Raw genomic sequence first — 23,400 nt, 5'->3', positions numbered from 1 at the left:
GTTTCAATTGGTCACGCGGTTTGCAATCGTCGATGTAGTGAATGGGGCGACGTCTGTCGCCAATGATTCGAGCCACTTTCCAGTTGCCTGCGCCGACCGCGCGGCGGCGTTTTTCTCCAGCCTGTCTCCCCCCGAATTTCTGCGTGTGCCCGCGTTCAACGCGAGTCTGCACGCGCGTGCCGTGCCATCCTCCTGAATTCGAATGACCGTGCCGGCATCTGATGCCGGGGCCTGACTGGCGGGGCATGTTCTGTCCCGGCCTGATCACAACAATAAAGTAGTCATGGACGGTAGTCTCCGATGCTCGATAACACTTCCTTGCGTGGGACGAATCCAACGCAGCCCGACGTTTGCTCCTTGAAACCGTTCGATGCAGACCTGTGCGTGCACGGTCTGTTTGAGGCGCAGGTGCTGCGCAACCCTGATGCCATCGCCGCACGCTGGCAGGAGGAGGCGCTCAGTTATCGTGAACTGAACACCCGCGCCAACCGGTTGGCCCATCACCTTCGCAAGCTCGGGGTCGGGCCGGACGTGCGAGTCGGACTGTGCCTGGAGCGTTCATTGGAAATGCTGGTCGGCGTACTCGCGGTGCTCAAGGCCGGCGGTGCCTATGTGCCGCTGGACCCGTCTTATCCGCAGGCGCGGCTGGCGCACATGCTGGCCGACAGCGCACCGCCGGTGGTGCTGACCCATGGACAGGCGCGCGTTGTTTTGCGGGCGGCGCTCGAACAGTCGGCGACCACCCCCACTCTGCTGGATCTGGCCGACGCCCGCGATTGGGCTGCGCTTGCGGCTGACAACCTTGATCCTCACGCGATCGGCCTGACACCCCGTCACCTGGCTTACGTGATCTACACCTCCGGCTCCACCGGCACCCCGAAAGGCGTGATGGTCGAGCATCGCGGGCTGGTCGCGGTGAGTGCTGACTGGGCGCAACTCTATGAGTTGGGCGAGCCGATCAACCACCTGCAAATGGCCGGTTTTTCCTTCGACGTGTTCAGCGCCGACCTGATCCGTGCGCTGGGTTTTGGCGGCACGCTGGTGCTGTGTCCACGGGACACCCTGATGGACCCGCCGGCCCTGTATCGCTTGATACGTGACGCGCGCATCGGCTTTGCCGACTTCGTGCCGGCGCTGCTCAATCCACTGTTGGCGTGGGTCGAAGAGACCGGCCACGACCTGTCGTTCCTGCGCACCGTGGTCTGCGGCTCCGACATCTGGACCGCCCACAGCGCCCGGCAATTACGCAGGCTGTGCGGTGAGCAGGTGCAGATCGTCCAGGCCTATGGCGTCACCGAGGCGAGCATCGACAGCACCTGTTTTGAATTCACCGAAGACAGCCAGATCGACGCGGTGTTGCCCGTCGGCCGGGCACTGCCCAATACCCGGATTTACCTGCTCGACGCTGACGGTACAGCGGTTGCCGAGGGGGGAGCCGGTGAACTGTACATCGGTGGCGTCGGCGTGGCGCGCGGTTATCTGAACCTGCCGCAACTGACCGCTGAGCGTTTCATCGACAGCCCGTTCGTGGCGGGCGAGCGTCTGTATCGCACCGGCGATCTGGCGCGTTACCGGGCCGATGGCCAATTGGAATTCCTCGGCCGCAACGATTTCCAGGCCAAATTGCGCGGGCTGCGTCTGGAACTGGGGGAAATCGAAACCCGGCTCGCTGACATTCCGGGCGTGCGGGAAAGCGTGGTGTTGCTGCGTCAGGACAGTCCCGGTGAACCGCGTCTGGTGGCCTACTACTGCGAAAAACCAGACTCAACGCTGAGCCCGCGCGCGCTGCGTGAACAGCTGCAAACCAGTCTGCCGGACTACATGGTGCCAACCGCCTTCGTGCGTCTCGATGCGTTGCCGCTGACCGCCAACGGCAAGGTCGATCGACCAAACCTGCCGGCGCCGGACATCGAGGCGTTCGAGCAGCAGGAGTATCAGGCACCACAAGGCCCGCTGGAAACAGCGCTCGCCGCAATCTGGGCCGACGTGCTCGGCGTCGAGCAGGTCGGGCGTCAGGATCAGTTCTTCGCCCTCGGCGGTCACTCGCTGCTGGTGATGCGCGTGCTGGCGCAGGTTCGTCATGCGCTGGGGCTGGAAGTGGCACCCTCGACGCTGTTTGCCGCGCCGGTTCTGGCTGAGTTCGCCGAACGGCTGCACGCCAGTCAGGCGGCGGCTCGTCCAGCCATCACAACCCTTGAACGCTCGGGCGCGCAAACGTTGTCGTCTGCTCAGCAGCGCCTGTGGTTTCTGGCGCAAATGGAGGGTGGCAACGCCGCCTATCACATGCCGTTGAACCTGCGTTTGCGCGGTTCGCTGGACGTGGCAGCACTCGAACGCAGCTTCAATCAACTGGTGGCGCGCCATGCGGCGCTACGCACGACGTTCATTGCCGTTGAAGGGGAAGGGCGGCAATTGGTTTCGCCGCCTGCGCACGGTATCCGGCTGACGGTGATTGACGTGCAGGGGAACGATGCGCAAAAACGCCTGAGCCGCTTGATCGACGAGGAGGGCGCCGTACCGTTCGATCTGAGCCGCGGCCCGCTGATGAGGGTCAGTCTGGTGCGGCTGGCGGCGGATGACCATGTGCTGTTGCTGACCCAGCACCACATCATCTCAGACGGCTGGTCGATGGGCGTGCTCACCCGCGAGCTCGGCCAACTGTACGCAGCGGCGTTGCAGGATCGCGACGATCCGCTGCCGCCATTGCCGGTGCAGTACGTGGATTACGCCGTGTGGCAAAAACAGTGGCTGTCCGGTGACGTTCTGGAGCAGCAAAGCCGCTACTGGCGTGAAACCCTCAGCGGCGCACCGGTGCTGCTGGAGCTGCCGACCGATCACAAGCGCCCGCCCGTGCAGGATTACCTCGGCGGCTTTGTTCCATTGGTCTTCGACGAAGCTTTGACCGCGCGATTGAAAGCCTTGGGCATGCAGCAAGGCACGACGCTGTTCATGACTCTGCTGGCCGGTTTTTCGCTTTTGTTGTCGCGCCTGTCGGGGCAAAGCGACGTGGTGATCGGCGTGCCGTCGGCCAACCGCCCGCAACAGGAACTGGAAGGGCTGATCGGTTTCTTCGTCAATACGTTGGCTCTGCGGATGACTCAATCGGGTACGCCGTCGGTGGCGCAATGGCTGCAACAGGCGCGGCGAGTGGCGCTGGGGGCTCAGGAGCATCAGGACCTGCCGTTCGAGCAAGTGGTGGAATTGCTCAACCCGCCGCGCAGTCTGGCCCACAGTCCGCTGTTCCAGGTGCTGTTTGCCTGGGAACAGGATCAGGATTCCGATCTGCTGCTGACCGGGCTTGAGGTGACCCCGGTCGAGAGCAGCCATCACGTGGCCAAGTTCGACCTGCAACTGGCCCTCAGTGAGCGTGACGGGCGGATCGTCGGCGGTCTGGAATATGCTTCGGGCCTGTTCGAGCGCGGCACCGTCGAGCAGTTCGGCGAGTACCTGCGTCGGGTACTGACGCAGATGCTCGAGAATAGCGAGCAGTCGCTGGCGGGGATCAAGCTGCTGAGCGCCGGGCAACACCAGCAGATCGTTCATGACTGGAACCGCACCGCCCGGGAAACTGCGTCGCTACCCGGTTGCGTGGCGCGTTTCGAAAGCCTCGCCCGGCAAACACCCGACGCCGTGGCGTTGCTCGCCGACCGTGAGCAACTGAGCTACGGCGAACTGAATCGCGCCGCCAACCGCCTCGCGCGTTACCTGATCGAACAAGGCGTCGGCCCCGAGCATCGCGTCGGTCTGTGCCTGGAGCGTTCGCCGCAAATGGTCATCGGCCTGCTGGCGATCCTCAAGGCCGGTGCGGCGTATGTGCCATTCGATCCGGCTTACCCGAGCGAACGTCTGGCGTTCATGTTCAGTGATGCAGCGCCTACCTTGTTGCTGACGCAATCGAGCCTGATGGCCGGGCTACCGGCTAACGAGGCGAAAATCTGCTGCCTGGACACTGACGCATTGCAATGGGCGCAACACCCGACGGATGACCCGCAGGTCACGGTGAGCCCGGAACACCTCGGCTACGTGCTTTACACCTCCGGCTCCACCGGACGACCCAAAGGCGTGGCCCACAGCCGTCGTGCGCTGGACAACCTGATCACCTGGCAACTCGATCAGGCCAGGGCACCGCACCGGGTGCTGCAATTCGCCTCGCTGAATTTCGACGTCTCGTTCCAGGAAATCTGCAGCACGCTGTGCCAGGGCGGCAGCCTGTTGCTGATGACCGAAGACAGTCGCAAGGACCTCGCCGCGCTACGCTCGACCCTGGTGGCCGAAGGTGTACAGCGGGCGTTCCTGCCGTTCGCCGTGTTGCAGCAACTCGCCGGCCTGACCGAGGCCGATGCACCGATGCCGGCCGGCGGCTGCGAGATCATCACCGCCGGTGAAGCCCTGCAAATCAATGACGAGCTGCGTGGCTTTGTCCGCGGGCTCGGCGGCGCGCAGTTGCACAATCAGTACGGGCCAACCGAAACCCATGTGGTCAGCCAGTTCAGCCTCGATTGCAACGAGGCCGAATCCTGGCCGGACGCGCCGCCCATTGGCCGCCCCATCGCCAATGCGCGGCTGTACGTGCTGGACGAATATCTGAATCCCGTGCCGATCGGCGTGGCAGGCGAGTTGTACATCGCTGGCGCTTGCCTGGCCCGTGGCTATCTGAACCGCCCGGACCTGACCGCCGAACGCTTCCTGCCGGACCCGTTCAGTGCCGAGCCGGGCGGGCGGATGTACCGCAGCGGCGACCTCGCGAAGTTCCAGGCCGACGGCAACGTGCAATACCTGGGACGCATCGACCAACAGGTGAAATTGCGCGGTTTCCGCATCGAGCTCGGCGAGATCGACAGCCTGTTGCATCAACAACCCGGCGTACAGGAAGCCGCCGTGTTGCTGCGTGAGGACGTGGCCGGGGACAAACGTCTGGTGGCCTATGTGGTCGGCACCGCGCCCCCTGAATGCCTGCGCGCCGAACTGCAACGCCAGTTGCCCGAACACATGATCCCGAGTGCCTGGGTTCGCCTGTCGCAATTGCCGCTGACCCGCAACGGTAAGCTCGACCGCCAGGCGCTGCCAGTGCCGGAACGCAGTGCCGGGGCGACTTACGAGGCGCCGCGCAATGACATTGAGCGTCAGATGGCCGGGATCTGGGCCGAAGTGCTCAAGTGCGAAAGGGTCGGCATCCACGACAACTTCTTCGACCTCGGCGGCCACTCGCTGCTGGCGACGCGGATGATCTACGCGATCAACCAGCGCATGGGCGCGCAACTGTCCCTGAGCAGCCTGTTCCAGACCCCGGTGTTGCTGGATCTGGCGGCGCAGGTGTCGCGTGAAGAGCAAAGCGTTGAACCGGCATTCATCCAGCTCGAGCCGGATCGCGGCAATCGACATGAACCGTTCCCTCTGACCGATATTCAGCAAGCCTACTGGTTCGGTCGCGAGGCCACGGTCAGTCTGGGCGGCGTCAGTGCCCACGGCTACGAAGAACTGCGCATTCCCGAATTCGACGCCGAGCGTTTCGAGCGTGCGCTGAACCGCATGATCCAGCGCCACGACATGCTGCGCGTGGTGTTCCTCAGCAACGGCACGCAACAGGTACTGGGGCAGGTGCCGACCTACCATATGCCGCGCAGCGACCTGCGCGGCTTGCCCGCTGATGTAGCGCAACGCACCCTTGAGGCGACCCGCGAACGCCAGTCCCACCAGGTGCTGGACGCCAGTCGCTGGCCGCTGTTCGAGTTCAGCCTGTCGTTGCTCGACGACGGCATCACCCATTTGCACATCAGCCTCGACGCGCTGATCGTCGACGCGGCGAGCACGCAGATTCTCGCCCGCGAACTGATGGCGTTCTACGTCGATCCGACGCTGGAACTGGCGGAACCGGGCCTGACTTTCCGCGACTATGTGCTGGCCGAACAACAGCTGCGCGATGGCCGCCGCTACGAGCAGGCGCTGGGCTACTGGCGTGAGCGGGTGACCACTCTGGCCCCGGCGCCGGACCTGCCGTTGGTGCGCCAGCCGGACAGCATCGCCAACCCGCACTTCACCCGCCGCGACCGCGACATGTCGGCGGCGCAGTGGACGCAGCTCAAAGCCGTGGCTAAACAGTTTGCCGTGACGCCGTCGGTGATGCTGCTGACCGCGTTCAGCGAAGTGCTGGCACTGTGGAGCCGCACGCCGCGTTTCACCCTGAGCCTGCCGCTATTCAACCGCATGCCGCTGCATCCCGATGTAGACGAAATCATCGGCGACTTCACCTCGCTGGTGCTACTGGAAGTCGGCATCGACGGTTCGCAGAGTTTCACCGACAAGGCGCGCGCGGTGCAGGCGCAACTGTGGCGCGATATCGACCATTCGGTGGTCAGCGGTGTGCGAGTACTGCGCGAATTGTCCCAGGCCCGGGGCGTGCAGCAGACGGCGATGCCGATCGTGTTCAACAGCACACTGTCGGAAGCGGCGCCGGAACTGGCCGAGTTCAATCTCGCCGACGCGTTGAATGCCAGGCACATGCACAGCATCACCCAGACCCCGCAGGTGTGGCTCGACCACACGTTGCTGGAGCTGGAAGGACGCCTGCTGTTTAACTGGGACAGCATCGACGAACTGTTCCCGCAAGGGATGATCGAGCAGATGTTCGACGCCTATAACACGCTGCTCGACAGCCTGTGCGAGCCGGCAGCCTGGGGCGCAAACACGCCGCAATTGTTGCCGCAGGCACGCTTGCCGGCACCGGTCGCCAACCAGCACACGCTGCCGTTGATGCACGACTTGTTCGAACGTCAGGCCCTCGCGACACCGGATGCACTGGCGGTAATCGGTGCGCGACAGCTGACGTACGCCCAGCTACGCAACGAGGCGCGGCAACTCGGCGCCCGTCTGCAAGCGCAAGGCGTGCTGCCGAACCGCTTGGTCGCGGTGGTGATGGAGCGCGGTTGGGAGCAAGTGGTCGCGACCCTGGCGATTCTGTATGCCGGCGGCGCTTATCTGCCCATCGAGCCGACTCAGCCGGCGGAACGGCTGCGGCATATTCTGGAGCGGGCCGAGGCGAGTCTGGCCCTGACCCAACCAGCGCTGCTCGACAAAATCGAATGGCCGGCGCAAGTCACGGCCATCGCGGTGACCGATGAAGTCTCAAACGATGTACTGCCACTGCAACCGGTGCAGGTGAACGAAAGCGACCTGGCTTACGTGATCTATACCTCGGGTTCCACCGGCCAGCCCAAAGGCGTGGTGATCGATCATCGCGGTGCGGTCAACACCTTGCTCGACATCAACCGACGCTTTGCCGTCGGCTCGAACGACCGCGTATTGGCGATCTCGTCGCTGAGCTTCGACCTGTCGGTCTATGACTTCTTCGGCACCCTCGCCGTGGGCGCAGCGGTGGTCATCCTCGAACCGCAACTGTCACTTGATCCGGCGCACTGGCTGGCGTTGATCGAACGTCACCAAGTCAGCGTGTGGAACTCGGTCCCGGCGCTGCTCGGCATGCTGATCGAGTACGTAGAGGGCGAGGGCGGCGCGTTGCCCGCCAGCCTGCGGGTAGCGATGCTGTCCGGTGACTGGATTCCATTGACTCTGCCCGAGCGGGCCTGGGCCTTGCAGCCGGATTTGCAGTTGATCAGCCTGGGCGGTGCCACCGAAGCGTCGATCTGGTCGATCTGCTACCCGGTGCAGCATGTCGACCCGGCGTGGCGCAGCATTCCCTACGGCAAGGCCCTCGATCATCAGCGCTTCTACGTGCTGGATGAAACGCTGCAGGTGCGCCCGACCTGGGTCGCGGGGCAGCTGTACATCGGCGGTATCGGTCTGGCGAAAGGTTACTGGCGCGATGACAAGCTCAGCGCCGGCAGTTTCTTTGATCATCCACTGACCGGCGAGCGCCTGTATCGCACCGGCGACCTGGGGCGCTTGCTGCCGGACGGCAACATCGAATTCCTCGGCCGCGAAGACAATCAGGTCAAGGTTCAGGGTTATCGCATCGAGCTGGGCGAAATCGAAGCCGCGCTCAATCGCCATCCCGGCGTGCAGAGCGCGGTGGTGCGGATTTTGGGCAGCGCGCTGGGCGAGAAGCGTCTGGCGGGTTATGTGCTCAAGGCCGATCCGGCGTTGCAGGCCAACGATTTCAGCGCGTACCTGAGCGACAAACTGCCGGCCTACATGATTCCGCCGTCGTTCACCTTTGTTGAAGTGTGGCCGTTGTCGTCCAACGGCAAAGTCGACAAGAAACGCCTGCCGGAACCGGAGCAGATCGAGGAGCAAGGGCCGGCGATCGAAGTCGATGGCCCGCAGGAGCAACGGCTGGTGGCTATCGTGCAGGACGTGCTCAAGCGCGATTCCATTGCCGCCAACGCCAATCTGCTGAACCTCGGCGCAACGTCGATCGATATCGTCAGGATCAGCAACGCCTTGTCCGGCGCCTTGCAGTTCCGCCCGCACGTGGCGCAACTGCTGGCCCAACCGACGTTGCTGCATCTGCTTGGCATGTACCGCCAGAACCGGGCGCGGCAGGATGTGCTCGGCAACGTGCAGCAGGCCTCGGATCCCGTACAGGACATCATCGAAGATCCCCAGCAGCGGGCGCAGTTCAAGGCCGAACAGCGCGGACGCCGCGACTTCGCGCAGACCCTGCCGGCGCTGGCGCTGGACCTGCCGCAAGACCCGGCATTCGCCCGACGTTTGAGCAATTACCGCTCGGTGCGTCAATACGATCGGCAACCGATCGCCACCCGGGCCTTCGCGCACGTACTGGCGGCGTTGGCCCAAGGGCAACTCGATGGCGAGGTGAAATACCAGTTCCCGTCGGCGGGCGGGCTGTACCCGATTCAGGCGTACCTCTACGTCAAGCCGGATCGCGTGCTCGGCGTGCCCGGCGGCGCGTATTACTACGATCCCCGCCAGCATCGTCTGCTGGCGCTCCAGAGCGGAGCGCTCGACCCGGACACCTATGACTATTTCGTCAACCGTCCGGTGTACCAGAACGCCGCGTTCTCGCTGTTCTTCATCGCCGACATGACGGCGATTCGTCCGTTGTACGGCGAGCGCAGCCGCGACTTCTGCCACATCGAAAGCGGCGCCATGGCCCAGTTGCTGAGCATGACCGCCGTCGAGCAGGGCCTGGGCCTGTGCGGCATCGGCTCGGTCGAAGAACAGCAACTGACCACGCTGTTCGACCTCGGGCCGAGCCATGAATTGATCTACTCGATGATCGGCGGCCTGCGCACGGCCGATGAACGACACCGCGCGCCAGTCGAGGCGTTTGCCATCGAGCCTGTGACCGCCAGCCTGGACGATGAAGACATGGAGGAATTCGAAGTATGAATGCCGATCAATTGCTGGCGTTGTTCGCTCGCCATGGCGTGGTGCTCGAGGTTGACGGTGACAGGCTGCGCTGCAAGGCGCCGCGCGGGTTTCTCACCGAACAACTGACCCAGGCGCTCAAGCGTCACAAACAGGAACTGATCGCCTTGCTCGGCGGGCAAGATGACGCGGTAATTCCCCGTCGTGCAAGTGCGCAAGGGGCCTGGCCATTGTCGTTTTCGCAACGGCAACTGTGGTTTCTTGATCAACTGGAACCCGGCAACCCGTTCTACAACGTGCCGACGGCGGTAACGCTGAAAGGGCAGTTGGACGTCGCGCAGCTGGAGCGGGCGCTCAACCAACTGGTGGCCCGCCACGAAGTCCTGCGCACGACGTTTTGCAGCGTGGACAGTGAACCGCGTCAGGTGGTGCATTCGTCGATGCCGCTGTCGTTGTCGGTGACGGATCTGCGCCAATTGCCTGCCGACGAGCGTGAGCAGCAAGTGCGAATCGCCGTCGAACAGGATGCCCGGGCGCCGTTCGATCTGGCCGCCGGCCCACTGCTGCGGGCGTCGTTACTGCACGTGGCCGATGATGAATACCTGTGGCTGTACAGCGTGCATCACATCATCGCCGATGGCTGGTCGATGGGTGTGATTCTGCATGAAGTCGCCACGCTGTACGGCGATTATCTGCGTGGCGAAACCTCGACTCTTGCGCCGTTGTCGGTGCAATACGCCGACTACGCGTGCTGGCAGCAACAGCGGGTGGGTGGTGCGGCGCTGGACGCGCAGCTCGATTACTGGCGGCGCACCCTGGACGACGCGCCGCTGTTATCGACCTTGCCCGCCGACCGGCCGCGACCGCTGGTGCAGCGCTTTGTCGGGGCCACGTTCAGTTCGTCCGTCGATGGCGGCACCTTGCGTGAACTCACCGCGCTGGCCCGGCAGACCCAGGGCACGCTGTTCAACGTGTTGCTGGGCGCATTGGCGGTGCTGCTGTGGCGCTACAGCGGTCAGCAGGATCTGTGCATCGGCACGCCGTTCGCCAATCGCAATCGCCCGGAAATCGAGCCGCTGATCGGTCATTTCGTCAATACGCTGGTGCTGCGTCAGCGCCTGAATCCGCAGCAGACCTTCGCTGAACTGCTACGTGAGGTGCGGGGACAGATGTTCGACGTCCACGCCCATCAGGATGTGCCGTTCGACCGCGTGGTCGAGGCCGTCAACCCGCCGCGCGATCCCGGTCACTCACCGTTGTTCCAGGTGATGCTGGTGCTGCAGAACACCCCGGGCAACGCGGTGCAGATGCCCGCTCTGGAACTGGCGCCGTACGGCACCAGCAGTGCCACGGCCAAGTTCGATCTGGCATTCGAATGGGTCGAGCGGGCAGGGCGGCTGGACTTGCTGGTGGAATACAACACCGACCTCTACGACGTTGCGACCATCGAACGCCTGAGCGGGCACTACCGCCACCTGCTCGAGCAGATCGCCGCCGACGCCAAGCAACCGATCAATGCCTTGCCGTTGATGAACGAGGCGCAGCGTCAGCAGATGCTGGTGGAGTTCAACCGCGCCGCGCCACTGACGCAAGCGGCGCCCTGCGTGCATCAACTGGTCGAATCGCAGGCGGCGAGCAACCCTCAGGCCTGCGCAGTTGTGTTCGAGGGTGAGTCGCTTGACTACGCCGGACTCAATGCCCGGGCCAACCGCCTGGCGCGGCACTTGCGCAACTTGGGCGTCGGCCCGGATGTGCGCGTGGCGGTGTGCATCGAGCGCTCGCTGGAGTTGCCGGTCGCGTTGCTGGCAGTGCTCAAGGCCGGCGGCGCCTACGTGCCGCTGGATCCGGATTATCCGCTGGGGCGCCTGAGCCATATGCTCGGTGACAGCACGCCGGCGGTGCTGCTGACCCTCGGCTCGGCGCACGCTATCCTGCGGCAAGCCGTGCAAGGCTCGACCTGGGAAGCGCCGATTCTCGACCTCGAAAAAGATGCCGCGAGCTGGGCGTCATTGCCGGCGGACAATCTTGATCCGCGCCATGTCGGTGTCACCCCTGACCACCTCGCCTACGTGATCTACACCTCGGGCACCACCGGTTTGCCCAAGGGTGCGATGGTCGCCCACCGTGGCCTGAGCAACCTGCTGCTGTGGTGTTTGCAGGTCTGCGGCGAAGCGGGGGCGATGCTGCACAAGATTCCGTTCGGTTTCGATGCCTCGGCGTGGGAGACGTTCTGGCCGCTGGCAACTGGCGGGCGGCTGGTGATCGCGCGGCCCGGCGGGCATTACGAACCAGCGTATCTGGCGCGCGAGGTGCGCGAACGGAAGGTCACGGCGCTGGTGTTCGTGCCGGCGATGCTACAGCTGTTTCTGGAGGTCGACGAGGTCAGCCAGTGTGCGTCACTGACTGACGTGTTCAGCGGCGGCGGTGAACTGCCACCGGCTCTGGCCCGGCGCTTTCAGGAGCGCCTGCCCCATGCGCGGCTGCACAACGTCTACGGCCCGACCGAAACCACAGTGATCAACAGCATCTGGACCCTGGAGCCTGGCGCCGAGGTGCCGGCCCGGCAGTTGCCGATCGGCCGGCCGATTTCCAATAACCGTTTTTACGTGCTTGATGACCGCGACCAGCCGGTGCCGGTGGGCGTGACCGGGCATCTGCACATTGGCGGCGTGGGCGTGGCCCGTGGCTATCTGGGACTGGAGCAGCTCAGTGCCGAGCGTTTTATCGACAATCCGTTTGTGACAGGCGATCGGCTCTATCGCAGCGGCGATCTGGCGCGTTATCGCGCGGACGGTCAACTGGAATTTCTCGGTCGCAACGACTTTCAGGTCAAGTTGCGCGGCGTGCGTCTGGAACTGGGCGAGATCGAGGCCCGGCTCGAAGCGTTTCCCGGCATTCGCAGCGCCGTGGTGCTGATGGTCGGCGAAGCAGCGCAGGATCAGCGGCTGGTGGCCTGTTGCGTGGTGGCCGAGACCGTGGACGAAGCAGCGGTGCACGCCCATCTGGCGACGACACTGCCCAGAGCGGTGATCCCCGGCAGCTACCTGTGGCTCGACGCGCTGCCACTGACCGCCAACGGCAAGGTCGACCGAACCGCGCTGACAGCGTTGGCGGATGAAGAGATGACCAACCGCCAGGTCAACCTGAGCAGCCCGCGCGATCACATCGAACTGGCTTTGTACCAGATCTGGAAAAGCCTGTTGCTGGCGCCGCAGATCGGCATTCGCGACAACTTTTTCAATGTCGGCGGCACCTCCATCGCCGCAATCAAAATGGCCCATGAAATCAGCCAGCAGTTCGCGGTCGAAGTGCCGGTGCGCGTGGTGCTCAGCTACCCGACCATCGAAACGCTGGGCGGCTGGCTGCGGGTCGGGGCCAACCCGGCGCTGGCCCAGAGCAACCTGATCGAATTCCGACGCGGCAGCGGCCAGCACAACGTGGTGTGCATTCACCCCGCAGGCGGCACGGCGTTCTGCTACCTATCGCTGGCCAAGGTGCTGCCGGATACAACCGGCGTCTACGGCGTGCAATCGCCGGGGCTGAATCCGGGGGAGAGCACCGAGCCGACGGTCGAAGCGATGGCCGAGGCCTACTTGCGCCAGATTGAGCCGCTGACACAGCAACCGCTGATCCTCACCGGATTGTCGTTCGGCGGCCTCGTAGCCTATGAAATGGCGCGACGGTTGACGGCGGCGGGGCATCGTCAGGTGACGGTGGTGCTGCTTGACACCCAGGGTAGCGACGACCCCGGTTTCCGCGAGCAGATCGGCACCGTGGACATGGTCGAATTTCGCGACAAACTGGTGCGCTTCAACGGCATGTACCCCGGCATCGAAGACGCCCAGGTCGAGCGCTATTTCAACATCTACAACCACAACCGGCTGGCCATGGCCGCTTATGAGTGCCCGCCGCGCGCCGGTCGTGTGGTGCTGATCCAGGCGCGGGAAGATTTCAGCCGCCATCAGTTGCATGAACTGCGCGGCTTCTGGCGTCGCCGCGCGGGCAGCGGCTATCTGGCGAAACTGGTCAGCGGCGGGCACTGGGACATGCTCGAAAGCGCGGAAATCCACCGGGTCTCGCAAATCATCCGTCGGGAGCTGCAACGCTTCGACGCGCAGGAGGCGAAATAATGAGTGCGTCCAATGACAGGCCGTTGCTCGCGCGTTTTGCCGAGCAAGTGGCGCGCAATCCGCAAGCCCCGGCGGTGATCGATCAGTCGGTCAGGCTGACTTACGCCCAACTGGCCAGCGCCAGCGAACGCATCGCCCGAGGGTTGCTGGCGCGCGGCGTCGAGCCCGGCCAGTCGCTGGCGCTGTGCATGCCGCGATGCTGGCAGTGGTTGGCGGCGATTATCGGCGCGTTGAAAGTTGGCGCGGTAGTGGTGCCGCTGGACCGGGCCAGCCCGCGCCAACGCCGGGAACTGATGCTGGCGGATGCGGCGTGTGTCGGCCTGATTACCCTGAATGAAGAATCGTTGTGGTCGCCTTCACTGTGGCAAACCAGCGTCGAGGCCTTGCTCGATCAGCCGGACGCTGCGCCGCAAACACTGGCCGAAGACTTCGCCGAGGTGATGTTCCTGTTCTACACCTCGGGCACCACCGGCACGCCGAAAGCGGTTGAGGTTGGCGAGCGCGGCTTGCTGCGGCTGGCGTCCACCGACGGCTATATCGAGATTCGCCCGACGGACCGGTTTGCCTGCCTGTCCAACCCGGCATTCGATGCGTGCAGTTTCGAACTGTGGGCGCCGCTGCTCAACGGCGGTTGCTGCGTCCTGATCGCTGACGAGGACGTGCTGGATGCGCGTCGACTGGCCGAGGTGCTGGAGCGCACGCAGGTCGACAACCTGTTCATGACGGTGTCACTGTTCAACACGATGATTGCCGAGTGGCCGTCGTGCTTTTCCAGCATGCGTCAGGTGCTGATCGGCGGTGAGCAGATCAGCGCTGCCGCCGTGCGCGGGTGGTATCGGGCCAATCCTGAGAGCCGCTGCCGGATCTTCAACGTCTACGGCCCCACCGAATGCACCACGTTTGCCCTTTGCTGGCCGATCAGCCGCGATTTTGCCGGTGACTCGGCGCCCATTGGCCGGCCGTTGCCGGATACTGGAGTGCAGGTGTTGGATGAGCAGCAACGCCCGGTGTCGCCAGGCGAGGTCGGCGAGCTGTATTTAAGTGGCAGTGGTGTCGCCCGTGGTTACCGCAACCGGCCCGAAGAAACCGCCCGCCAGTTTGTCCGTTTGCCCGACCTCGACGGTGGCGCGCAGGTGCATTACCGCACCGGCGATCTGGTGCGGCGCAATGCCGAAGGCCTGATCGAGTACCTGGGGCGGGTCGACCGGCAGGTGAAGATCCGGGGTTTCCGGATCGAGCCGGGGGAGGTGGAGCAACGGATCCTGGAGCATCCGGGTGTGGCACAGGTGTATGTCTGCACCCGGCGGCAGGCGGCGGAAGATCATCAGTTGCTGGCGTTCATCGTGCCTCGCCGGGCTCTGGACTATCACGCTTTCGAAAACCATCTGCGGGCACAACTGCCGCCTTACATGCGGCCTAATCAGCTGTTCCTGCTGGAGCGCCTGCCGCTGACGGCCAATGGCAAGATCGATCGTGATAGCTTGCTGGCCCAAGGTTTGAGTCCGTGGCACCCAGTCTTGACGGCTACGAATAACGAAAACGCATCACCGGCGCTGGATTGGTTGCTGAGTCAGGCCCGTTCGCTGCTCAGCCAACCCGCTCTGAGTGCGCAGGACGATTGGCTGGGCTGTGGCGGCGACTCGCTCAAGGCGATGCGCCTGCGTTCGGCGATCCGTGTCCGCTGGCAGCGCGAGATCGCGATCGATACGTTGCTCAACGAGCCTTTCTCGTCATTGGCCGTACAACTGAGCGGTGAAACGAACGGCGCGTCGATCTACCCACCCGCGCCTGCGATCAGTCGCGCAAAACGCCTGCCGGCCACCGCCGAACAGCGCCGCCTGTGGCTGTTGCAACAACGCTCGCCGACCTCGACCGCCTACAGCGTGCCGCTGATTCTGAATCTGGCGGCAGGTGTCGAAGTCGCGGCACTGGCCGAGGCTTTGGGGCGTCTGGTGCAGCGTCATCCGGGGTTGCGCACGGCATTCGTGGCGGGTGCCGATGGACTGGATCAGGTAATCGCCGAGCAGGGCTCGACCTGTCGCATCTTTGCGGTCGGGCATTTCACCGAGGACAACTGGCAGGCCTTCGCCGACCTGGTGTTCGCCGCGCCGTTCGACCTGACCACCCCGAAGCTGTTTCAGGCTTGGCTGTTGCCGTTCGCCGATGGCAGTTGCCGGCTGTTGCTGAACCTGCATCACATCATCGTCGATGGTTGGTCTGTGAACCTGCTGTTCGACGACCTGGCGCAGCTTTACAGCGATGTCCTGCAAGGCCGCGACAGCCTGCAACCCGCGGCCCGCTTGACGACGCTGGAGTTTGGCCATTGGCAGCGCCAGTGGAGCGTCGATCCGCATTATCGTGACCAGCGCCGCGCCCTCGCCGAGTTGCATCGCCGTCAGGAAGAACCGTCGCCTGCATTGATGCCAATGCGCGAAATCAGCCCGGACGCCCGGTTGCACCGGGAACCTTTGGGCACCCTGCGCAGCGCGGCCCTCGAACGCTTTTGCACCCAACAACGGCTGACCCGTTTCGAAGTGCTGTTCAGCGTCTTCGCCTGGAGCCTGTACGCCCTGACCGGGTGCGAACGGCCACGGATCGCCAGTCCGGTGTCCAACCGGCCACTGGCGGAGTTCGAAGACACGGTCGGCATGTTTGCCAACACCGTGCTGATCCCGACCGCCGTCGAGCAGGCATCAACCCTGGACGAACAGTTGCGCAAGCAGACCGCCACGGTGCGCGAGGTGCTGGCGTTGCAGGACGTGGCGCTGGCGGATCTGGTGGAAGACCTGCGGCTGTCGTCGAGCCCGTTACTGTTCGATTTCATGTTCGTGCTGGAGAACACCGATTACGCAGCGCTGGCCGATTCGAACCTGCACGCGACGCTGCAATTTAACGAGCACTTGCACGCCAAGTGCCCGCTGACGCTGTTGATGGTGGGCAGCGGGTCGCAACTGGAATGCTGGTGGGAATATCAGTGCAGCTACTTCGATGGCGAACAGATGCGCGCAGTGAATGCGCTGTTTCGCCGAGGCCTGGACCTGTTGCTGGAAACCCCGGCGGCCAACCTCAACGATTTGCTCGGTCCGTATCGACGTGGTTTACCTCCGGCCAGTGAGGGCACTCGGACTGCGCTGCCGTTCAACACACTGGCGGACGGGTTCGAGCATCAAGTGCATTGCACGCCGGATGCGGTTGCGCTGGTTCAAGCCCAGCGGTGCCTTACCTACAGCGAACTGAATGCGCTGGCCGATGCTCTGACGGCAAACCTGATCGAGTGCCATCCGTGGCCCGTCGGGAACGCGCCATTGCATGTCGTGCTGTTCCTCGATGCCTCGGTGGAACACATCGTCGCCTTGCTGGCCCTGGCCAAACTCAATCTGACGGCCGTGCCGCTGGATCCTGCCTATCCGGTGGCGATCCAGCGCCAGGTGCTGGAACAGGCGCAACCGCATTGCGTGCTGTTCAGCGATATGACGAAGTCAGCGCTGGATGACCTTAACGCCGGACGATTCGCCACCTATCGGGTCGATCCGAGCGCCAATGCCGCAACGTTCGAACGTCGACGCCACGCCGGCGAACGGCCGCTGTACACGCTGTTCACCTCCGGATCGACCGGCACGCCCAAAGGTGTGCAAGTGTCGGAGCGTACCCTGTGCAACCTGCTGCAATGGCAGCGCACCGAAGGGCAGTTGCCGGCGAAAGCGGTAACCCTGCAGTTCTCGATGCTGTCGTTCGATGTGTCGTTTCAGGAGATTTTCAGCACCCTGTGCGGCGGCGGGTGCTATCACCTGATCACGCCGCGCTGGCGTCAGGACGCCGAGGCGTTGCTGGAGTACATGGTCGAGGCGCGGATCGAGCGCCTGTTTCTACCGTACGTGGCCTTGCAGCATCTGGCGCAAACCGCCGTGGCGCGCGGCATTTACCCTTCGGCATTGCGCGAGGTGATCACGGCCGGCGAGCAACTGCTTTGCACCGATGCGCTGCGCAACTGGTTCGGCGGCATGCCGCACGCCTCGCTGTTCAACCATTACGGCCCGACCGAAACCCACGTGGTCAGCGCCTTGCGCCTGCCGTCCGTGGCGCGGAACTGGTCGTTGCGCGCGCCGATCGGCCATGCCGTTGGCAATGCGCGGCTGTTGCTGGTCGATGAGCATGACCGCCCGGTGCCCAACGGCTGCCGTGGCTACCTGCTGGTGGCCGGGCCAATGGTTGCCCGGTGCTACCTGGCTGATCCAGTGTTGAACGCTGCGCGGTTTGTCGAGCTGGCAGACGGCCGTTTGTACTACCGCACCGGCGATCTGGCGTGGGCCGATGCCGAGGGCTGCCTGCATTATCTGGGACGTGACGATCAGCAGATCAAACTCAGCGGCCATCGTTTGGAACTGGGTCAGATCGAGTCGGCGCTGATGCAGGTGCCGGAAGTGGTCAACGCGGTGGTGGCGGTGCAGGCCGATCCGCCACGGCTGATCGCCTGGCTGCAGCTCGAGGGCGAACCTGCGACATCCGGTGAGCTGGATCGTCAGGTCGCGCAACGGCTGCCGGCCCATGTGCGAATCGATGAATACCGGCGGATCGACCTCTGGCCACGTACGCCCAGCGGCAAGATCGACCGCAAGGCCTTGCCGAATGTTGGCGAGGCCCTGGAGCGGCGCAGCACGCCAACACCGGTTGTTCAATTGACCGCGCTGGAACGGCAACTCAGCGAGTTGTTCCAGGCCGTGATCGGACGGGACATCGAACCGGAGCAGACCTTCTTCGAGGCCGGCGCCACCAGCCTCGGCTTGATGCGTTTGCATGGCCGTTACGCCGAAGAGCTGCCGCACAAGGTGACAATGGCCGACCTGTTCGAATACGTCACGGTGCGACGTCTGGCGGCGCATCTGTCGACCGCGCCGGTGGACGTGGCCGAGCGTGTACCTCAGACCGATGCAGGCCATCAGCCGATGGCGATCATCGGCATGTCGGTCAATGTGGCCGGGGCGCAGAACCTGTCCGAGTTCTGGGCGACGGTGCTAGGCAATCGGCTGGGCATTGAGCACTTTGCCGCTGACGAGGGGCTGGTCGGCGCCCGCAGTCAACTGGCGGGCATGCTCGATTTCGATGCTGATTACTTCGGCATCAGCCGCCAGGAAGCGCGCCTGATGGACCCGCAACAGCGGCATCTGCTGATGGCGTGCGTTCAGGCCCTGCAACACGCGGCCATCGTCCCGTCGGCGAATGGCCCGCGCATCGGCCTGATCGCCAGTTGCGGCGAAACCACTTACTTCCAGCAAATGCTGCGTGAAACCGCAGACGACGATTTGCCCGATGGCTTCCAGCTGGCGCTGCATCACGACAAGGATTTTCTGGCGACCAAAGCCGCGTATCACCTGGACCTGAACGGCCCGGCCCTGAGCGTGCAGGCAGCGTGCGGCAGCTCGCTGATCGCCGTGCACCTGGCCAGTTCGATGCTGCGTCAGGGCGACAGCGACGTGATGCTCGCGGCCGGGGTGCTGATCGACCCGACGCTGACCGAGGGCTACCGGCACCGCTCGCAGCACATTTTCTCCGCCGACGGTTTGTGTCGCCCGTTCAGCGACGACGCCAGCGGCACCCTTGGCGCCAGCGGCTACGGCGTAGTGGTGCTCAAACCGCTGGCCAAGGCGCGGGCCGATGGCGACCGGATTTACGCGCTGGTCGAAGGATCGGCGTTGAACAACGATGGCCGGGCCAAGATGAGTTACACCGCGCCGTCGGTGGCCGGGCAGAGCGCGGTCATCCGCGATGCCTTGAGCCGTGCCGGGTTAACCGGCGCCGACATCGGCTACGTAGAGGCCCACGGCACCGGCACCTTGCTCGGCGATCCGATCGAGGTCGCGGCGTTAACCAAGGCGTTCGGCGATGCGCCGGCCGGCCAATGCGCGCTGGCCTCGGTGAAAAGCCAGATCGGTCATCTGGGTGCGGCGGCGGGCGTGGTCGGGCTGATTCGCGCCAGCCTCGCGGTGTTCCATGGCGTACTGCCGCCGAACCTGGGTTTTGGCCGGATCAACCCGCAGATCGATCTGGCGCATTCGCCGTTCTATGTGCCGACCACGTCCCGGCCATGGCCGCAAGGGCGGCGGCGACTGGCCGGTGTCAGCAGTTTCGGGATCGGCGGGACCAACGCGCATGTCATCGTTGGTGCTGCACCTACGGCGCAGGAAACTGTTGAGGAAACGTTGCCGCTGCTGATGATTTCAGCGCATGGCCGGGCGGAGTTGCTGCGCGATATCGCGGCGATTCGCGAATACCTGCAAGCGAACCCGGAACAGCACACTGCGTTGCTACGGCACTTGCAGTCAGGTCGCCGGCAGTTGCGCTGGCGCTTCGCGATAGTGTGCCGGCCGGGTGACGACATTCCATTGCAGCCGACAGCGATCAAGGAAATCACGGCCTCGGGCGCGCCGTTGATCGCCCGTGATCAATCGCCGCAGGAGCTGCTGGACGCCTGGTACGACGGCGCGAATATCCAGTGGCCACAACGCTCGGCACCGCCGCCCTGGGATTTGCCGCCGTCGTCGTTCGATCTTCAGCCGTATCGTTTCCAGCCACCTGTCGCTGTTCAACCTGATGCGCCAACCCTTGAGCGACAACCGCTGGCGGACTGGTTCCACCAGCGACAGTGGGTGCGCACCCGGCGCCTGAGCGCGACAGCGACGGCCGGATCCCGTGAGGTGCTGATTCTGTGCAGCCATGACGCGCCCGAATCGACACTGCTGGCGAGCCTGAACGCCGTGTATCGACGCGTGATTCAAGTGCGCACCGGCAACGGTTTCAAACGCCTGAGCACGGACCGTTTCGAGCTTGATCCGCTTGACGCTGAGGCCCTGAGCCGTTTGCTCGCTGAGGTCGCAGAACCTGCACTCGGCGAGCTCGACTGGCTGCATGCCTTGCCACTGGCGGTGTCTGGTGCAGTCAACGAGCAATCGCTGGATCTGGCGCAGTGGGCCTGTCTGGACACGGTCAGTGCGCTGATGCAGGCCTGGGGGCAAACACCGCGCACGACCCGTCTGCGGTTGTGGTTGATGTCGTGGCAGGCATGCCCGGTGGACGGCGAGGTTCAACGGCCCGAACTGGCAGCGCTGGCCGGCATCACTGAAGTGGTGCCGCAGGAATACCCGGTGCGTTGCCACTGGCTGGACTGGCCGTCGGCGCGCCTCGCAACGCACGCGGGCGAGTTGGCAGCGTTGTTTGTCGATCCGGTCTCATTGCCTCGGCGAATGGCGGTGCGCGATGGTTATCTCTGGCAGCCACGTTTAATGCCTCAGCCATTGACCGGCCCGGCAACGACATCAGGGCTTCTGCCGGAAGATGGTACGTTCCTGGTACTGGGCGGCAGCGGCGGTATCGGCCGGACCTTGTGCGAACACCTGCTGCAGGCACCTGCACGCCGGGTGGTGCTGCTCTCGCGTCAGGGGCAATTGCCGGCGTCTCTGGCGGCTTACGCTTTGCGGATCGACTGCATCAAAGCGGACATCGCCAACCTGCCGCGCTGGCCGCAGGTACTCGATCAACTGGCCGTTCGTTACGGTCGTCTGAGCGGGGTGATTCATGCGGCGGGCGTCGGTGCAGGCAGCCTGATACGTCACCGCGATGCTCGGCAAATGGCCGAGGTCATGGCCGCCAAGACCCGCGGCATGCTGGCCGTCGAGGCCTTGATCGAGCACCTAACGCCGGATTTTGTCTTGTACTGCTCGTCGATGTCAGCACTGTTTGGCGGCGCGGGGCATCTGGACTACGCAGCGGCCAGCGGGGTGCTCGACGGCTTCACCCACTATCGCCCGAACGCAACCGACGCTTGCCTGCGCCTGGAGATCAACTGGGACATCTGGCGCGACATCGGCATGGCCACCACCAGCAACAGCGCAGACACCGCGCACCTGGAGCATCTGACGGTTGGCCTGTCCGCCGAAGAGGGCTGTCGGGTGTTCGATCTGGCGATGGCGACGCAGTTGCCGCAGCTACTGATCTCCACCACCGGCATCGACACGGCGCGGCGGTTCTATCCGGTGCGCCATGGTGCCGTGGCCGCAGTGGTCGAGGCACCGAAGGGCGTGGATCTGTCGACGCGCCTGCGTGAGTGTTTGTGCAAGTGGCTCGGTGTGGCCGAGCTGGAGGACGACGATTCACTGTACGACCTGGGCGCGGATTCACTGACGCTGCTCGACCTGATCGACGAACTGCAAGCGGCCACTGGTGAGGTATTCCAGCTGTCGCAATTCAGCCACAAGGTCAGCCTGAGCGAAGTGCTCGGGCTGGTGTCGACCGCCACGGTTGAAGAGGCGCCCCTGGCTGCACCGCACGACTGGCACGACGCGGTGCGGATTGATCAATGGCATGCCGGTGCCGGCCGCGATTGGTTGTACCTGATCCACCCGGTGGGTGGCGATGTTCAGGCCTATCGGGAACTGGTGTCGGCATTGCCGGCGGAGTTGGGCGTGTGCGTGATCGCCGACCCGGCGCTGCGTCTGCCGCAGTTGCCGAACATCAGCGTGGACGAACGTGCACGCCGGTATCAGGCGGCGATCAAGGCCCACCTTCCGCACGGCAGCACTTGGCGCCTGGCAGGCTGGTCATTTGGTGCATGGGTGGCGCAGGCTCTGTGTCATCAGGCCCAGGCTGACGGATTCAGGCAACCGTTGTTATACCTGATCGACCCGCCCGCGCCGGATGCCGGTGCGGAACTGGCCAGCATCGACGAACAGACGATCGGGCAGGTGTTCCAACGCGAGTTCGCCCAGCGCTGGCCGGAGGTTGAAGGGCAGGGTATGGCCGAGGAACGTCAGGCGTATCTGCAACGGCTGACGGTGTGCTGTCGCAACAACATGACCAGCATGCTCGACTTCCAGCCGCCGGCGCTGGCGACCACAGCGGTGCGGCTGTTCATCGCCGGGCAGGCCAATCCTTACGGGCTGGGCAATGCCTGGAACCCGGACGACCTGCAACGCAATTGGCAGGCCTTGCTGCCGCAGTTGCGCAGCTGGCAAACCCTCGACACCGATCACTACGGCATCGTGGCGGGGCGCTGGGCGCGGTTGCTGGCCGAGGTGATCGGTACGGATGAGCCTGCGCCATGAGTGATCCGATCTCGATGCCGCGATGGTGGCTTGCCTTGACCAAGGTGTTGTGCGAAGCCGATTCGAACGCGGCCTTGCGCTTGAGGCAATTGCGGGGTCAGGTGCCGTTTCAGCTGTTTCATCTCTGGCAGGCCGACGTGGTCATGCCGATGCTCTGCGAAGCCTTGCCGGAACATCAGCAGGCGCTACTCGCGTTGCAAAGCCTGCATCAGCGGGCGGCGCTCGGCGTGATCGGGCGTCAGGGCGAGTGGCGGGCCACGCTCAAACCGGTGTTGCTGGCGCTGTACCGCAAGGCCTACGCCTACGACGCGGCGTACGCCAAGGCCCACGCCAGTGCGATGACCTACGGCCTCGCACCGGCCAACAGCGCCACGATTTCCGAGCACTTCGGCGATGCCGAGGCGTTCGCCGAGTATTACGCACAACTCAATACCGAGGCCGCTGCCACCGCGTTTGCCCAGGCTCATGCCAGCGCCAACGCCGAGGTGTCGGCCCGGGCCTTTGCGGACGACGATGCAGACATCTGCGCTCAGGTCTGCGGGGCGTCCGTGCGGGTTTACGTCGGGGCCTGCGCTTCGAGCGACGAACAGCGACATGCCGTATTCAACCATCTCGCCGCCGGGCTCGACCGGAGTCTGGCCACGCTGCAATCGCGTTCAACAGGAGAACGACATGAATGACGCACACCTGCAATTCGATGTGGTGATCAACGCCCAAGGTCAGTATTCCCTGTGGCCGGCGGGCAAGCCGATGGCCAGCGGCTGGAACGAGGCGGGGATGCGTGGCGAACGCCAGGTCTGCCTGGATTACATCAACGAACACTGGATCGACATGCGCCCGCGTTCGCTGCACGAGCAATCATCGGTGTCGTTCCAATAAAAAAGGTG

Annotated in this window: 5 protein-coding genes; all 5 read left to right on the top strand. The window is 64.3% G+C overall.

Translation table 11 applies throughout. The features are described 5' to 3' along the window. The first annotated feature begins 300 nt into the window (after nt 1–300). From J2Y90_RS19200 to J2Y90_RS19180, 5 genes are read left to right on the top strand one after another with little or no spacing between them, the layout of a single operon-like run. Nucleotides 301–9,309 carry a non-ribosomal peptide synthetase gene (locus J2Y90_RS19200; protein WP_253501879.1) on the top strand — a complete coding sequence of 3,003 codons (9,009 nt, stop codon included), beginning with the start codon at nt 301–303 and terminating at the stop codon, nt 9,307–9,309. Then, a complete protein-coding gene (locus J2Y90_RS19195; RefSeq protein WP_253501875.1) occupies nt 9,306–13,418 on the top strand; it encodes an amino acid adenylation domain-containing protein in 4,113 nt (1,370 codons plus the stop codon). Before J2Y90_RS19200 ends, J2Y90_RS19195 begins: the two co-directional genes overlap by 4 nt. Continuing rightward, nucleotides 13,418–22,513, top strand: coding sequence for a non-ribosomal peptide synthetase (locus tag J2Y90_RS19190; protein WP_253501872.1), 9,096 nt, complete (start codon nt 13,418–13,420; stop codon nt 22,511–22,513). Before J2Y90_RS19195 ends, J2Y90_RS19190 begins: the two co-directional genes overlap by 1 nt. Next, the gene (locus tag J2Y90_RS19185; protein ID WP_253501869.1) at nt 22,510–23,193 is read left to right on the top strand and encodes a hypothetical protein; all 684 of its coding nucleotides are present in this window, start codon (nt 22,510–22,512) and stop codon (nt 23,191–23,193) included. The genes J2Y90_RS19190 and J2Y90_RS19185 overlap by 4 nt, the downstream gene beginning before the upstream one ends. Next, nucleotides 23,186–23,392 carry an MbtH family protein gene (locus J2Y90_RS19180; RefSeq protein WP_039762895.1) on the top strand — a complete coding sequence of 69 codons (207 nt, stop codon included), beginning with the start codon at nt 23,186–23,188 and terminating at the stop codon, nt 23,390–23,392. The genes J2Y90_RS19185 and J2Y90_RS19180 overlap by 8 nt, the downstream gene beginning before the upstream one ends. Nucleotides 23,393–23,400 lie beyond the last annotated feature (8 nt).

It is taken from the genome of Pseudomonas koreensis, assembly GCF_024169245.1.
In the GTDB taxonomy this organism is placed as follows: Bacteria; Pseudomonadota; Gammaproteobacteria; order Pseudomonadales; family Pseudomonadaceae; genus Aquipseudomonas; species Aquipseudomonas koreensis_F.
Note: the sequence above shows the minus strand (reverse complement) of the source record. Positions and strands in the feature narration are given on the sequence as shown.

Excerpts from the sequence above, each read along its gene's own strand:
- J2Y90_RS19200 (WP_253501879.1), top strand. The coding sequence starts at position 301 with ATGCTCGATAACACTTCCTTGCGTGGGACGAATCCAACGCAGCCCGAC.
- J2Y90_RS19195 (WP_253501875.1), top strand. The coding sequence starts at position 9,306 with ATGAATGCCGATCAATTGCTGGCGTTGTTCGCTCGCCATGGCGTGGTG.
- J2Y90_RS19190 (WP_253501872.1), top strand. The coding sequence starts at position 13,418 with ATGAGTGCGTCCAATGACAGGCCGTTGCTCGCGCGTTTTGCCGAGCAA.
- J2Y90_RS19185 (WP_253501869.1), top strand. The coding sequence starts at position 22,510 with ATGAGTGATCCGATCTCGATGCCGCGATGGTGGCTTGCCTTGACCAAG.
- J2Y90_RS19180 (WP_039762895.1), top strand. The coding sequence starts at position 23,186 with ATGAATGACGCACACCTGCAATTCGATGTGGTGATCAACGCCCAAGGT.